Source organism: Amycolatopsis sp. NPDC043885 (assembly GCF_056435685.1).
On record NZ_JBWKEA010000004.1, the window covers coordinates 41,293 to 56,996 of the forward strand.

At 72.3% G+C, this 15,704-nt stretch carries 9 protein-coding genes; 7 read left to right on the forward strand and 2 right to left on the reverse strand.

Translation table 11 applies throughout. From position 1 onward, the window contains the following. Positions 1 to 19: 19 nt before the first annotated feature. Positions 20 to 634, reverse strand: a complete 615-nt coding sequence (locus AC069I_RS15550) for a TetR/AcrR family transcriptional regulator (protein ID WP_340683044.1) — start codon at positions 632 to 634, stop codon at positions 20 to 22. A 122-nt stretch (positions 635 to 756) separates the two neighbouring features. Here AC069I_RS15550 and AC069I_RS15555 point away from each other — a divergent pair, with 122 nt between their 5' ends. The 7 genes from AC069I_RS15555 (at position 757) to AC069I_RS15585 (ending at position 12,603) form a co-directional block, all read left to right on the forward strand. After that, positions 757 to 1,509 (forward strand): SDR family oxidoreductase, encoded by a 753-nt coding sequence (locus AC069I_RS15555; RefSeq protein WP_478265682.1) that lies wholly within the window; start codon positions 757 to 759, stop codon positions 1,507 to 1,509. Next, positions 1,506 to 2,291, forward strand: coding sequence for an SDR family oxidoreductase (locus AC069I_RS15560; RefSeq protein ID WP_478232328.1), 786 nt, complete (start codon positions 1,506 to 1,508; stop codon positions 2,289 to 2,291). Before AC069I_RS15555 ends, AC069I_RS15560 begins: the two co-directional genes overlap by 4 nt. 172 nt (positions 2,292 to 2,463) lie before the next feature. Next, positions 2,464 to 2,799, forward strand: coding sequence for a hypothetical protein (locus tag AC069I_RS15565; RefSeq protein WP_478265683.1), 336 nt, complete (start codon positions 2,464 to 2,466; stop codon positions 2,797 to 2,799). A gap of 501 nt (positions 2,800 to 3,300) precedes the next feature. Then, positions 3,301 to 3,966, forward strand: a complete 666-nt coding sequence (locus tag AC069I_RS15570; protein ID WP_340683040.1) for a helix-turn-helix transcriptional regulator — start codon at positions 3,301 to 3,303, stop codon at positions 3,964 to 3,966. Between the two features lie 472 nt (positions 3,967 to 4,438). Further along, complete coding sequence (locus AC069I_RS15575; RefSeq protein WP_478227598.1) at positions 4,439 to 7,135, forward strand: AAA family ATPase; 2,697 nt, start codon at positions 4,439 to 4,441, stop codon at positions 7,133 to 7,135. Further along, positions 7,132 to 9,870, forward strand: coding sequence for an AAA family ATPase (locus AC069I_RS15580; protein WP_478265684.1), 2,739 nt, complete (start codon positions 7,132 to 7,134; stop codon positions 9,868 to 9,870). Before AC069I_RS15575 ends, AC069I_RS15580 begins: the two co-directional genes overlap by 4 nt. A gap of 9 nt (positions 9,871 to 9,879) precedes the next feature. Continuing rightward, positions 9,880 to 12,603 carry an AAA family ATPase gene (locus AC069I_RS15585; RefSeq protein WP_478265685.1) on the forward strand — a complete coding sequence of 908 codons (2,724 nt, stop codon included), beginning with the start codon at positions 9,880 to 9,882 and terminating at the stop codon, positions 12,601 to 12,603. 7 nt (positions 12,604 to 12,610) lie between these two features. Here the strand turns inward: AC069I_RS15585 and AC069I_RS15590 are convergent, their stop codons facing one another. After that, entirely contained in the window at positions 12,611 to 15,373 is a 2,763-nt protein-coding gene (locus AC069I_RS15590; protein WP_478265686.1) for a helix-turn-helix transcriptional regulator, read from the reverse strand. Between the last annotated feature and the right edge of the window lie 331 nt (positions 15,374 to 15,704).

The following is a 15,704-nucleotide window of genomic DNA, read 5'->3' on the forward strand; positions in this document are numbered from 1 at the left end:
AAAGGTCGATCAGTACTGGTCAGGAGAGTTTCGTGCCGAGCATGCGCAGCACCAGCTCGCTGTACTCCTGGCCCAGCTTCTTCGGGGTCTGGCGCGTTCGCTCGCTGTACCAGCGGGAGACGTCGACGCCGAGCGAGAGCACGGCGCGGGCGGCGGTGTGCGGGTCGCCGACGGTGAACACGCCCGCCGCGGCGCCTTCGGTGATGACCTCGCGCACGACCTGCTCGATGCGGCGGCGCAGTTTCGCGACGATCTCGAACTCCTCGTCGGGCAGCGCGTGCAGTTCGTACTGCACGACGCGGGCCACGGTGTGCCTCCGCGCGTGCCATGCCACGAAGTCCTCGACCAGCAGCCGGATCCGCACGACCGGGTCGGTCTCCCGTGCCACGACACTCTCGACCAGTGAGAGCGTCTGCTCGTGGCCGTACTTCGAGATCGCGAACAGCAGGGCGGCCTTGGACGGGAAGTGCACGTACAGCGCCGCGGGGCTCATGCCCGCCGCCGAGGCGATGTCCCGGGTGGTGGTCGCGTGATAGCCACGGCGCGCGAAGGATTCGACCCCCGCCAGCATCAGCCGCCGTGCCGTCTCCGGCTGGACGTCGGGCCACAGCTCGGCCGACAGCGACATGGTCATCCGCAGATCCTCCCAGACGCTCGTTCCGGATGGCGGGCTTGACACCGTCTCCGGACCTTCCCATTGTAAGTGAGCGCTCGCTTAGTGATTGCGTCGCCAGTGAACACAGAGGAGATCGAAGAGTGAACTCGTTCAAGGATCGCGTCGCGATCGTCACCGGCGCCAGCCGGGGTATCGGCCTCGGGATCGCCAAGGAACTGGTCGAGCGCGGCGCGAAGGTGTGCATCACCGCGCGCAAGCCGGAGCCGCTGGCCGAGGCCGTGGCCGAACTGGGTGGCGAGGCCGTCTCCATCGCCGTTCCGGGGAAGGCCGACGACGAGGCGCACCAGGACGAGGCCGTCGCCAAGACCATCGAAACCTTCGGCAGGCTCGACATGCTGGTCAACAACACCGGTATCAACCCGGTGTTCGGGCCGACCCTGGACATCGACCCCGGGGCCGCCGCGAAGATCTTCGCCGTCAACGTGCTCGCGCCGCTTTCGTGGACCCGCCGGGCGCGGGACGCGTGGATGGGGGAGCACGGCGGCGCGGTGGTGAACGTCGCGTCCATCGCCGGGCTCGGCGCTTCGCCAGGGATCGGCATGTACGGCGTCAGCAAGGCCGCGCTGATCCGGCTCACCAAGGAGCTCGGCTTCGAACTGGGCCCGAAGATCCGCGTGAACGCCGTCGCGCCGGCCGTGGTCAAGACCAAGTTCGCGACCGCGCTGTACGAAGGCCGCGAAGAAGAGGTCTCCGAGTCGTACCCGATGAAGCGCCTCGGCGTTCCGGCGGACATCGCGAGCGCCGTGTCGTTCCTGCTGTCGGAAGAGGCGGGCTGGATCACCGGGCAGACGGTGGTCCTCGACGGCGGCGTCACGCTGGCGGGTGGCCTGTGACCGCGTCGTTCACCGGTTCCGGGGTCGTCGTCACCGGCGGGGGCGGCGGCATCGGGGCCGTCCTCGCCCGCCGGTTCGCCGCCGAGGGCGCCCGGGTCGTCGTCGGTGACCTGAACGGGGAGGCCGCGGCCGAGGTCGCGAAGGAGATCGGCGGGACCGCCGTCGCCGGTGACGCCGCGAGCGAAGCGGGTGTCGCGTCCCTGATCGAAGCGGCGCGCGAAACCCTCGGCGAGATCGACGTCTTCTGCGCCAACGCCGGGATCGCGCCGATGGGCGGCGTGGACGCGCCCGAGGAGGACTGGGCGCGGATCTGGGACGTCAACGTCATGGCACACGTGCGCGCGGCGCGGCTGCTCCTGCCGCCGTGGCTCGAACGCGGCCGCGGCCACTTCATCTCGACGGTGTCGGCGGCGGGATTGCTGACCAGTCTCGGTTCGGCGTCCTACTCGGTGACCAAACACGGCGCGCTCGCCTTCGCCGAATGGCTGTCGGCGACCTATCGGCACCGCGGGCTCACCGTGCAGGCCATTTGCCCGCAGGGCGTGCGGACGGCGATGCTGGAAAACACCGGCCCCGCGGGCGAGCTGCTGATGGGCGCGTCGGCGATCCAGCCTGAGCAGGTCGCGGACGCGCTGTTCGAAGCCGTCGCCGCCGACCGGTTCCTGGTGCTGCCGCACCCCGAGGTCGCGGACTACTACGCCGCGCGGGCCACGCAGACCGACCGCTGGCTCGGCGGGATGAACAAGCTGCAGCGCAAGGTGGAGCAGGTCATCGGTGAATGACCTCGCCCGGCTGCGGAGGCTGCGCAGGTCCGGGTGGTCGTGAGTGGCGATTCGGCTTAGAACCCGAATCGCCACTCACGACCACGGTGACTCGCCCGGCACAAGGCGGTTGATCTTCGTCGGCGGATCGGCCACTGTGGGCAGGGGTCTTGCTCGCGGTAAGGAAAACTCGATGAACAAACGCTTCGTGGTCCGTGGTGCCGTTCTCGCCGCCACCCTCGCCGGGTCGGTGCTGACCGCGGGATCGGCGATGGCGAGCACCGCGGAACCGTGCGCGGCCGGGGTGCCGGGCGACGTCGCGGCGGCTTCCTGCACGCCGTATCGCAAGGTGAGTGAGGGCTGGAGCAGCAAAACCGCCTGCAACCGCGCCGGCAACGAGGGCGCGCAGGCGGGCCGCTGGACCGGCTGGAACTGCAACCAGGCGCTGCGCGGCTGGGAACTTTGGGTGCGCACCTGCACCGCGCTGGCCGCAGAGAAGGACGCGGTGACCACGCGCGAAACCGTCTGATTCTCCAGCGGAGCCGCCCCGGGTGTCACCACGCCCGTGGCGGCTCTGTGTCTACAATGGATAGAAGGTTCCGGTCGGCCGATCGTTTTCTTCGCTGAAGGCCATTCGGTCGATCGACAGGCGGTCACCGGCCGTGTACCGATCATCGGGCCACCCGCTTCGCGAATCGCGATCCGGGCCCACCTTAAATCAATGTTAAGGATCGGCGGATTCGGTGCTATCGTGACGGAGCGAAAACGCGAGAGTTTCTTCACGCGGAATTCGCTTCGCCTCCCTCTCGGTGCGAGGTTCGGTCGCCGAACCGGCCGCTGAGCTGAGGATTCTCCAGCCGAGGCCCCGATACCGAACCTTCGGTGCGGCCCGTCCGCACGGTGGGTTCGGTGGCCACGAACTGCTCCGGAATTCGTTGACCTCGCGGATCGCCGCTTCGTAGTGTTTGCCGAGTCTTGGGCAGGGACGGCTTTGGTGGACACATTTGGCTCAGGCAGAAGGGGGCTTTCCATGGCCGGCATCCGAACGATTTCCCCGATCGGCACGCGCGCTTTCGACGCGGGTCGCACCGTACGACCCGGAACCATCAGCGAATTCGTGGAAGTCGCCGACATGCCGCTCGCGGCGCTCAGTGCCGGCTTGCGGCTCGGCAGCGGCAACGCCGCGTTCTTCCGCCTGCTCGGCCGCCGTCCCGCCGACGTGCTCGGCGAATCGTTCCCCGAGCTGGTCACCACTGGTCCGGACCATTTACGCGACCGGCTGAACCGGGTCGCCGAAGGCTGGGAACAGCGGTTCCGCGGCAGTGTCACCGGGCTCGGTTCCGGCGGCTCCGACAGGCTGACCATCATGGCGGGCCGGATGCGGGCGCCGGGTACGGCGATCCTGCTGACCATGCTCCCGGAGGCGGCGCCCGCCGTCGCCCGCGCCGAACACCTCGGCTCGGTCACCGACATCGAGGCGAAGATCCTCCAGGGGATCGCCAGTGGCCTGTCCAGTCTGGAGATGGCCGACAAGTTCTACCTGAGCCGGCAGGGCATCGACTATCACGTCGCCCGCCTCCAGCGGAAGTTCAAGGCGCGCAACCGGGTCGAACTGGTTTCACGCGCCTTCGCCACCGGCCTGCTGGACTCGACGGCCTGGCCGCCGCGGGTGCCGGAGTCCCGGCGCGCGAGCTGATCGCCGGGATCTGACGCGCGGGTGGCCATCGCGTGACGTGCTCGTGCGATCACGGTGCGGTCCCAGTGAACGGCCACTTCGTTTGCATGTATTTCGGCAGAATTCGTAATGACCCGCGCGGTGATTTCGCTCGTTTGAGCGGATGGCGGCCTGTCGAGCGAGTCAGCTGGCAGCCGGGCGGTCACTTCGATGGTGTCGCTGGTTCATGCCATGTTTCCTTCTGTCGCGACTTCTGTCGGTCTTGATCGACCCGGGTCCGCGCGCCGACCCGCGCCGCTTCGCGCTCGAAATCCCGCCGTTGATGAGTGTCGTGCTCATTTGAGCGCCCGCCGTCCCTGTAGTGAGGGATAACCCTTATCGAGGTTGCACGCTCTATTCGGTAAGACGATCACACGATGAGATGGAAGCACGTAAGCGATTGTTCGCTCTGTGTGACGGCAACGGCCCCGATGGGACGACAGGGAGGCGGGAGATGAGGGACGCCAACAGACCCGGACGCGCGCTGGCCGGACGTGACGACGAGCTCCGTTGGCTCGCCGCTCGGCTGCGCCCCGGTGCACCCGGTGAAGGCTCCGTCATCGTCGTGCGGGGGCAAGCGGGTATCGGGAAGTCCAGCCTGCTGGACACCGCGCTGGCGGCTCTCACGGACACCGTCGTCTGCCGGGGCACCGGTGTTCCGGGTGACGGGGCCGCGGTCGCGGGGGAACTACTCGCGGAGCTGCGCCGCGCGGGCGCCCGCGTCCCGGACCCGGAAGACTTCGCCGCCTGGTACGAGGCTTTCGCCGAATGGGCGGCCGGACTGCCCGCGATCGTGTTCGCCGTCGACGACGTGCACTGGTGTGACGAAGCGGTCGTGCGGTGGCTGAGCCTGATCGCCCGGCATTCCACCAGGCTGCCGGTGCGGATGATCCTGGTCCGGTCGGCCGCCGACGGGCCGGACGGCGCGGCGGAACGCCTGGCGGATCTCGAATCCTGGTACGGCACCGAAGCGCTCGACCTCGGCCCGCTGCCCGCCGAGGCGGTCGCCTCGCTCGCGCGCGAGGCCGTCGGGTCGGACCCGGGCGAGCCGTTCGTGCGGCACTGCGTCGAGCAGTCCGGCGGGAATCCGTTGCTGCTGCGGGAGATGCTCGACGAACTGGGCAAGGTCGCGTCCGGGATCGCCCCGGTGGCCGGGTCCGCGGCGGGGGCGGCGCTGATCCGCTCCCTGTTCGCCGGCGTCCCCGACTACGCCAAGGCGGTCGCCACCGCCATCGCGGTGCTCGGCGGGCAGGACCTGTCACTGGTCGCCCGTCTGGCCAAGGTGCCTGCCCGCACCGCCGGAACCGCCGTCGAGCTGCTCCGGGGCAGGCACATCCTCGCCGCGGAAGGGCTTTCCTTCCGGCACGATCCGGTGCGGGAAGGGCTGCTGGACGCTCTCGAACCCGCCGAACTGGGCCGGTGGCGGCGGACCGCGGCGATCCTGCTGAGCGACGCGGCCGGATCACCGGAGGAAGTGGCGGAACACCTGCTCGAACTCGCCGAGCTCGACACCTGGATGGTCGACCTGCTGCGTGACGCCGCGACCTGCGCCTGCGACCGGGGCGCGCCCTGGGACGCGCTGCGCTATCTCCGGCCCGCCGCGGCCGCCCGGCCCTCCGACGCCGGGCTGGCCGTTCAACTCGCCGAGACGGTCGCGCTGCTGGAACCGGACAGCGGATTCGACCTCCTGCGCCGCGCGCTCGAACTGCAACAGGATCCGGTGGACCAGGCCAGGGCCGCGGTGAAACTGGGCCGCGCGGCGCTCGTCGCCCGCCGCTGCGGGACCGCCGTCACCGTGCTGGACCGGGTGCTGACCGTGCTCGGCGGCGAGATGGACCAGCAGCTGCGCGGGCAGCTCGAAGGACTGTTGTGCCTGGTGGGCATCGAAGACCGCGACAGCCTGGCGAAACTCGACACCCGGATCCAGCCGCGGTCGAACAACGCGGTCGTCGACGCCAGGCATCTGGCCGTCTGCGCCGTCGTCGCCGCACTCGACGGCACCCGGCCGCGTGAAGCCGCCGAATGGGCGATGCGCGCGATCCGCGGGTACACCCCGACCACCGACGATTCGGCCGTCAGCTCCGCCGTGCTGGCCCTGCTGCTCGCGGACGAGATCGACGTCGCGAGGGACGAACTGACCAGGGCCATCGAACTCGTGCCGGCCCAGCGCAGCGAATATCTCGCCTTCCGCGGCCTGCTCGGGCACTGGTGCGGTGATCTCGCCACCGCGTCGGCCGACGCCGGACAGGCCTACGCGCTCAGCCGTCGCGCCGAAGGCCGGACCGGCGGTGTCGTCCCGCGGATCGCGTACGCGACCGTCGCGGCGCAGCAGGGCGAGACCGCGAAGGCGATGAAGTTGTTGCGGGAAGCGGATTCCCCGCAATTGTGGGAGCACACGGTGATGCGCCCGTGGTTCCAGCTCGTCGACGCGCGGGTGCATTGGGCGGCGGGAGACCGCGAGGCCGCGCTGAACCTCTTCAACCGTTGCGGGGAGAGCCTCGCGGACGTCGGCATCGCCAACCCGCTGCTGGCGCCGTGGTGGTTCGAGGCCGCCTGCATGCTGGCCGACGAGGGACGTTTCGAGGCCGCCGCTGACCTCGCGGCCGAAGGAACCGGACCGGCACTGCGGTGGGGCACCCCGAGGGCGGTCGGGATGGCCCGGCTCGCGACCGCGGTCGCCACCCGCGGCCCCGACCGGATCGCGTTGATCGAAGAGGCGGCGGGCATCCTGGCCGGTTCACCCGCCCGGCTGGAGGAGGCGCTGGCGGAGTACCACCTCGGCCGCGCGCTCGTCGAAGCGGGGGACACCGTCGCCGCGCGCACCCGGTTGCGGCGCTGCGCCGAGCTGAGCCTGCGGACAGGGGACCGGTTCCTGCTCCGCCGCGCCCAGCGGACCGCCGCCGACGCGGGGATCCCGGGCGAGATGTCCCCGTTCGCCTCGCTGAGTCCCGCGGAACGGCATATCGCCCGGCTCGCCGGACGCGGGATCAGCAACCGGGTCATCGCGGAACGGCTCTTCGTCACCGTCCGGACCATCGAGACACATCTGACGAGCGTGTACCGGAAGCTGCGGATCAGCGGGCGGACCGAACTGGCCGTGGTGCTGGAGGAGACCGAAGAGCGTCCGGCCGTCCTCGAAGGTGCCCGGTGAGCGCCGTCCGGCGGCTCGAGGCCGACGGTGCGGACGAACTCGTCGAACGCGAGACCGAACTGCGTCTGCTCACTCGCCTGATCGGGGATCTCGAACACGGCCACGGCGGCTCCGCGGCCGTGCTCGGCCCGGCGGGCAGCGGGCGCACGGCGCTGCTGGACCAGGTCGCGTCCCTGGCCGCCGAGCGGGGACTGCAGGTGTTCACCGCGTGCGGCTCGGCCACCGAGGCGCAGCTGCCGTACGGGCTTCTTTCCCAGTTGCTGGCACCGATCCCGGAGCTCGCGGACGTCCCGTGGCTGCAAGCCGCGCTCTCGGACGGCACCGACGTGCAGGTCCTGCACGAACTGCTCTGCCAGCGGCTGCTGGAGTCGGCCCGGCGCTGCCCGGTCCTGCTGGTCGTCGACGACCTCATCCTGGCCGACGAGCAGTCCGAAGCCTGGCTGGCGGCCTTGCAGCGACGCCGGGGCAACGCCCCCGTGCTGCTCATCGCCGCGCACTCCGGCCCGCAGGACGCCGACGAAGCGGATCCCTTGTCGCTCGGCGGTCTTCCCTGGGAGAACCGGCATGTCGTCCGGTTACGGCCCTTGAGCGAGGCGGCGGTCCGGCGGCTGGTGCACGCGGTCCCCGCGCCGCGGCCGCCGGTGGCCGAGGTCTACGCGGCCACGCGGGGGAATCCCGCCCTGCTCGCGGAGGTGCTCGCCCGGTCGTCCGCCGGTCCGGAGATCACCGCCGTCACCGCGGACGTGCGCCGCGACACCGTGCTCGACCTGCTCGCCCGGCTGCCGTCCGATCTCGCCGCGCTGGTCCGGACGATCGCCGCGATCGGCACCCTCGACGAGGCGTACCTGCGGCCGCTCGCCGGGCCGCTCGGGATGCCGCTGGGCCGGGCGCTGCGGGTGCTGGCGGACTCCGGCCTGATCGGGACCGATCCCGCCGAGCCGATGAACCCGCAGGTGGCCACCTGGGTGCTCGCCGAGACCGGAGCGGACGAGCGGGCGGGGACGCGCCGCCGGGCCGCCGAACTCGGGCATCGCCGGGCCGCCCCGGAGGAGGTCGTCGCCGGGCTGCTGCTCGGCTCGCAACCGGTCGGCGAGGCCTGGGCCTTGGAGACGCTGCACGCCGCGGCGTTGCGCCGCCGCGAAGCCGGGGATCACGCCGAAGCGGCGCGCTACTACCGGAGAGCGCTGGCCGAACCGGCGCCGCCGGGGATGTCGGCGCGGCTGCGGCTGGAACTCGAGACCGTCGAGGCGTCGTCGTGCCCGTTCACCGGAGGGCTGCGGCTGGCGAGGGCGACCAGGGTTTCCGGTGACGACACCGTCCGAACGCGACTGTCCGCTGTGGACCTGATGATGCAGCGAGGCGCCAGGGAAGACGCCTTGCGCGAGCTGGCCCTCCTGAGCGAGGCCGCGGTCGACGACCGGGACCGCGCGGATCTGGCGGCGTTGTACTGGCTGGCCGACGGGAGCGGCGCGGGCGCCGTCCATCTCGGCATCCCCGCACTGCCGGATCTCGACCCGGCGGCACTGACCTCCGCGCAGGCGGCCGCCGCGTCCTGGCTGGCCACGATCGCCTGCCGCGACGGCAAAGCCGCCCGGCGGCTGGCCCGGCGCGCGGCGGATCCGTCCCGCGAACCCATCACCCTCTACTCGCCGCGGCTGGCGCTGGCCATCACCTTCACCCAGACCGACGACGTCCTGGAAGCGCTTTCGGTGTACGAGGAGATGATCGCGGACGCGAGCGCGGCCGGGGCGGGCGTGCCGGTGGCCCTCGGGCTCACCGGCAAGGCCTGGATCCATCTGCAGCGCGGTCGCGTGCAGGCCGCCGAGGACGCGCTCGCCGAAGCCGCCGCCTCCGGCCCACCGGAGGGCTGGCCGTCGACGGTCGCCACGTCGCTGAGCACGATCCAGATCGCGGCGGCCCTCACCCGCGGGGATCTCGAGGCCGCCCAGCGCGCCGTCGACGCCGCGGGCGACGGCGGGCCGCTGTACTCCGCGCCCTACCTGCTTTTCATGCGCGGGCTCCTGGAACTGGACCTGAAACGCCACCGCCGGGCGCTGGGCCTGTTCCAGGAATGCGGCAGGCGGATGAACGCGGCGGGCTGGCTGAACCCGGGCCTGGTGCCGTGGCGTTCGCATGTCGCCATCGCGGCGCAGGCACTCGGCGACGAGCACACCGCGGCCGCGATGATCAGCGAGGAATGGCGGCTGGCGCAGAACTGGGGCACGCGCACCGCGATCGGGCGGACCCATCTGGGGGCGGGTGTCGCGGTCCGCGCCGAGGACGCGGTGTTCCGGCTGACACAGGCGGTCAACGCGCTCCAGCAGTCGCCGGCCAGGGTGCTCTACGTCGAGGCGGTCCTGCTGCTCGCGGCCGCCCAGCTCAACCGCGGCCAGACCAGCGGCGTGCCGCGGTTGCTGCGCGAAGCCGAACGGCTGGCCACCGCGTATCAGCTCGCGTGGGCCACGTCCCGGATCGCGGACCTCGGGAAACGGCTGTCCGACCGGCCGCGGCGGTCCTACCGCACGGCGTCCCGGCGCTGGCGGGCGCTCTCGCCCGGTGCGACCGACCTCGTCCGCCGCGTGCTCGCGAACGCCTCCAACGCCGAACTGGCTGAAGAACTGGGCGTGAGCAAACGCGCCGTCGAGCTGCGGCTCACCGCGATCTACCGGCAGCTCGAGGTGACCGGGCGGGCCGAGTTGCGCGAGCTGTTCGACGCGCTGGACAAGGAGCTCTGAGCCGCCGTCATGATGATCGAGCGAGCGGATCAGCTGGCCGCGATCGCCGGGGCGGTCGCCGAGGCCCGTGCCGGGGCGGGCGAGTTCGTCGTCGTCCGCGGCGGCCTGGGGGCGGGGCGGTCCGCCCTGCTGCACGCGGCGGGGGAGGAGGCCGCCGCGCGGGGAGTGCGCGTGGTGCGGGCAGCGGCGACACCGCTGGAGCGCGGAGTCGCCCACGGCGTCGTCTGGCTGCTGCTGGAACCCTTGCTGGAGGCGGGTCGTCGCGGGGAACTGCTCACCGCGGTCCGGGCCGACAGCGAATTCCCCGCCGGCCCGCCCGACGCGCGCCGCGCCCATCTCGTGCTGCACGAACTGCTGGAACTGTTCACCGAAATGGTGCGCGACACCGGCCCGGTGGCCCTGCTCGTGGACGATCTCCAATGGGCGGACGCGGCGTCGGCGCGCTGGCTCGCTTACCTGGCCAAACGGATGAGCAGGCTGCGGGTCCTCGTCGTCGCGACCCTGCTGGAGGGCGACGACTCCGCCGACGACATCGTGGTCAAGGACATCGCCCGCACCGCGGCGCGTACGGTGCACGCCACCCCGCTCTCGGCCGCCGGCGTCCGGGCCTACCTGACCGCCCGCTGCGGAGCCGAACCCGCCCCCGAGTTCGCGGGCGCCTGCTTCGCCCGCACGGGTGGTTCGCCGATGTTGCTGGACGCGCTGGTCAACACGATACTCGGGCACGGGCTGCGCCCGGTCGCCTCGGCCGCGGCCGAACTCGCCGCGTTGCGCCCCTCGCCCGCGGCGGCCCGGCTGACCCGTTGCCTGCGCGCCCAGCCGGACGACGTCCGCGCGGTGGCCAAGGCGATGGCCGCGCTCGGCGAGGAGACCGAGGCCGGCGTCCTCGCCGAACTCGCGGGACTCGATTCCCCGGACTTCGACGCGGCGCTGCGGGCGCTGCGGAGGCTGGGCATCGTCGAGACCCCCGCCGACGGGCTGCTGCGGTTCGCCGGCGGGATGGCCGGTGATCTCGTCGCCGATCAGCTGAGCGCCGATGAACAGGACCGGTTGCACCTGCGTGCCGCGAACGTCCTGTACCGCAACGGAAGGCCGGTCGAGCAGATCGGCCGCCAGCTGCTCGCGACGGTCGCCGAACCCGAGCCGTGGGCTGCGGACGTCCTGCGGACCGCGGCCAGTGCCGCGCTGGCGAACTCGTCGCCTCGGACGGCCGCCCAATACCTGCGGCACGCGCTGGCGCATCCGGGCGCCGATCGCGCGGAACTGCTCGTCGATCTCGCCGCCGTCGAACGCGGCTACGACCTGCCCGCCGCCCACCGGCATCTGCATCAGGCACTGGGCCTGATGCGGGATCCGGTCGATCGCGCCTTCGCGCTCGGCCTGCTCCCGGTGGTGGCCGGGCTCCGTTTCGCCGCGGATGTCCGCCGCCTCCGGCAGGTGCTCGTGGAACTGCGGGAGGTCCCGGGCCCGGCCGCGGCCGAAGCGGCGTTGCGCATGGAAGCCCGGCTTCGCTACCTCGAACGAGGAGTGCCCGGTGCCGGGGACGCGGCGGCGGACCGGCTGGCCGAACTCGGTCCCGCGCCCGCGCAGGAGTCTTCGGCCCAGCGGGAACTGGTCGCGGTCCTGCTGTACCTGATGACCGTCGCGGGTGTCGCACCCCGGGAGTCCATTGTGGACCTCGCCAGGCAGGTGCTGGCGCGGGAACCCGGTTCACCGGACCAGATGTACACCACGTTCCCGCTCACCGTGCTGGTGCTGGCGGCGGCGGATTCGCTGGAGGGAGTGGACTCCTGGCTCGCGGCGGCGTGCGGCCCCGCCGCCGACCCCGACCTCCCGACGCTGGTCGCGTGGGCGGGGCAGGCGCTGGTGGCCTCCGCCACGGGGCTGCTCGGCGTCGCCCGCGACCGCGCGCAGGCGGTGCTCGCCTCGGCGGGCCCCAGCCGGGTCGGGATCACCATGACGGCGATGCGGGTGCTGGCCGAAATCGCGATGGAGCAACGAGATCCGGCGCTCGCGCGGCTGCTCGTCGACAACCTGGAGGCCGACCACGATCCGTGGCTGCGGTCATTGGCCTACGGCACCCTGGCGCTGACCGAGGCCAATCACACCGCGGCCGCCGAGTACTTCCTCGACTGCGTGCACCAGCTGGAACGGTTCGGGAACCGGGTGCTGCTGCCGCTGCGCGGCCAGATCGCGCTGCTGCTCGCGGCGACCGACGACCCGAAGCGGGCCGAAGCCGTCGCGCAGGGCGAGGTCGAGCGGGCGTTGTCGTGGGGCGCGCCGTCTTCGGTCGGCCGGGCGTTGCGGATCCGCGCGACGCTGCTCGATCGGGACGAGGACGCCGTCCCGGTGCTGCGCGAAGCCGCGGAAACCCTGTCCCGCTCGGGAGATCGTCTCGAACTCGCCCGCACCCTGGTCCTGCTTGGCGAACGGGCCACCGGGCCCGACGCCCGCGAATGGCTGCGGGAGGGCCGGAGCCTGGCGGCCGGATGCGGCGCGAGCTGGCTGACCGGATCCGGGGAGCCGCCGGATCAGGCGGACGGCCTGCTGACCGCGACCGAGCAGCGCGTCGTGGAACTGGCGGTGTCCGGGCGCCGCAACCGCGACATCGCGGAACTGCTGGAGGTCACGGTGCGCGCGGTGGAGAAGCACCTCACCAGTTCGTACCGCAAGCTGGGCATCACCGGCCGCGCCCAGCTGGCCGCGGCGATGCGGGGCCACCGGGCGGGGTGAATGCCGGTCAGGATCCGGTGGGCGCCGCCGTGTCGAGGCGGCCCTGCAGCCACGCCGCGGCCAGCTCCACGCGGGAATGACTGCCGGTGCGCTCGAACAGCGACGTCAGCCGCGCTTCGACGCGTTTCTCACTGACCTGCAGCGCGGCCGCGATCTGCCGGTTCGTGTGGCCGCTCGCGATCAGGCCGACGATGTGGCGCTCCAAGGGATCCAGCGCCGCCCGGTCGGTCCGGTCCGCCTGCTCCGGCGAGACGGCGATGCGGTGCCGGTCGAGCAGCGCCGAAACGGACGCCAGCTCGGCGACCGCGCCGAGCCGCTCCAGCGTCCGGCGCGCTTCCAGCAGCGACGGCGCGGGAACCGGGCTCACCTCGCCGAACGCCGTGCACGCCTCGGCGATCCGGAACACGTCGCCGGACTGCCGGGCCAGTTTGACCCCCGCGTGCACCGATTCCCTGTCCCCGCGCACGAGACCGCCGCACACCAGGGCCGCCTCCTGGACCGACGGGGTCGGGCATCGGGTCGCGAGGTTCTCCAATTCGGCCAGCAGACGGGTCACGGTCTCGGTGTCACCTTGACGCCGCGCGCCGTACAGGAGCCGCGCGAGAAGCCGTTCCATACCCGCGCGCACGCCGCGTTCGCGGCAGTCGAGGTAATCCCGCCAGCCACGCTCCACCGCCTCGTCGTGCCGTCCTTCGGTTTGGCGCAGCCGGCAGCGGACCCAGGCGGCACAGGCGTCGACGGACGTCCGGAAAGGCAAGCGGCGCAACCAATCCGCTGCTCGTTCCGGCTGATCGCGCTGGGCGCAGATCTCCGCGGCGAACACACTCGCGAACCGGTGGCGACGGGGTGGATCCCACCACAGGCGGTCGCCTTCGAGTCGCCGCGCCAGCGACAGCGCCGTGTCCCACTCGCCTTCGCGGTAGGCCTGCCGGACGGCGTGCCAGTCGCACGAGAACCCGGTCGAGGGCGGCTGGTACCGGCCGCACAGCAGGACCTTCAGCACGCTGACCGTGTCGAGGACCTCGGCGGCCTCGGCGACGTCCTCGTGCGGCGGCATCTCCGTCGATACCAGCCATTCTTCGGCAGGCCTGCCACCGTCGCCGGGCAACGAGCCGAGCAGGATCCCGGCGCCCAGGGCGAACAGACGGTCGTCTTCGGCGCCGCAGGCACGCGCGAGCGCCCGGACCGCCTCGGCGGCCACCGGCCGGTCGGCCCGGTTGACCGCGTCCAGCAGGCGGTGGCATTCGTGAGCCGAGTCGAGGGCGCGGGCGACCTCGACTGCCAGCGATCGTACGACGTCGAGTTCGGCGAGCCGCTGATCGTGGGCGAGGGCACCCAGCCAGCACAGCAGCGCGGTGACGGACAGCCGTGCGGACGGCTCGGCGTCGGCGAGTCGCGGTGCGACGACGGTGGCGAGGTCGTCGGCCAGCGTGCCGTACTCACCGGCCGCGAGGCTGTCCGCGAGCAGCGCACGGAGCGTTTCGGGGAAGCGGGCGTCGGCCGGCGCGAGCAGCCGCAGCGCCGCCCTCCGGTAGCGGCGGGCCGTGGGCAGGTCGGCGTTCGCCGCGGCTTCCAGCAGCGGGCTCGCGGCCTCGGGATCCGGCGGCGACGGCGGAAGCTCCGCGAGATGCGGGGCGATCTCGGCGGATCGCCGCTCCCGGACGATCCGCCGATGCAGCACGGCGCGCCAGCGCGCGCTGTGCTCCAGCCGGAGCCTGTCGGCCAGGGCGGGGACGGCGAACTCGATCGCGCCGTCGGTACCGCTGCCGGTGCGAAGGATCCCGGCCCGGACCAGATCGTCGAGGGCCTGTCCCACGATGGACGGCGTCATTCCCGCCGCGGAGGCCAGCCAAGGCAGTCTTTCGAGGGTGACGGCGCCTTGTTCGCTCAGCACCGCGATGATGGCGGCCAGCCGCCGGGCGCGCGGCCCGAGCCGTCGCAGGCGGAGCGTCTCAGGATGCCCGCCGGGCAGCACGATCGGCGTTCCCGCGCCGATCAGGCACACGTGCTCGTCGATGACCGCCAGCCTGCCGGTGGCGCGCAGGCCCGCGACCGTCGCGCCGACCGTGCCGGGATTGCCGAACAGCGGCCCGAGCGCGGCGCGCACCGCCGTGACGAACGCGGGATCACTCGCGATCCGCCCGGCGCGGGTCGTCCAGGCGGGGAGCAGCGCGGTCGCCTCGTCGGCGGTCAGCGGCAGGAGACCGATCGCGCCGTCGGCGACGGCGAACACCTTGCCGACCGGGCCGTCCCGCCTGCTCCGGCCGGTCACGGTCGCGACGGTGACCGTCCCGGTGGCGCGGGCGCCTTCGGCGACCAGGGTGAGCACGGTGGCGAGCTCCGGCGGCAGCAGGTCGAAGTCGTCGAACAGCAGCACGATGCGGCCGCGCGGGGCGAGCGTGGCGAGGACGGTGACCAGATCGTGGGCCGTCGTCTGCGGTCCGGCGCCGGAACCCGATTCGAGCCGGGTTCGCAGCCAGGCGACCGCGCTGAGCATGCTGACCAGCTCGGGGCGGTCGAGGACGGTGATCAGCTCGGCCAGCTGGGTCGTCAGCCGGAGGAGGACGGTCCTGGGCTCGAGGCCGGCGGGCACGGCCAGCACGGCGGCACCGGAGCGGCGGCCGCGCTGGGCGAGACCGGAGAGAACGGTGCTGCGGCCACTGCCCGAAGGCCCGTGCACCACCCAGATCGCGCCGGGCCCCGTGAGCACCCGGTCCAACGCGGCCTGCGCGTCCTCCGGTCCGGCGCTCGTGACGGCCGTCGCTCCCATTTCCCTCCTCGGCCGTCGCGGGTCCACGGCGCGGCCGGGCGACGGTCGCTCCGAGCATGGCGCAAGGAGGACCGTTCGGTCGGGAGGTCAGGCGGCCGGGGCACCTTCGGCCAGCATAGTTGCCCCGGCGGACCACGGTCGGCCGCTCTTCGGGATGGTCCGTGGCAGTGCGGAAGGGAACGTCACTTCGTCATGAGGGGGCCGGCGAGACACGCCCGGCCAAGTCCGTGAAGGCCTCCTTCCCTACCTTGAGAGTAGGGAAGGAGGCCTTCACGTCGTTCCTGGCCGTACGTCCGTGAAGGACCGCTTCGTGTACTTCGGACCCTGCGCG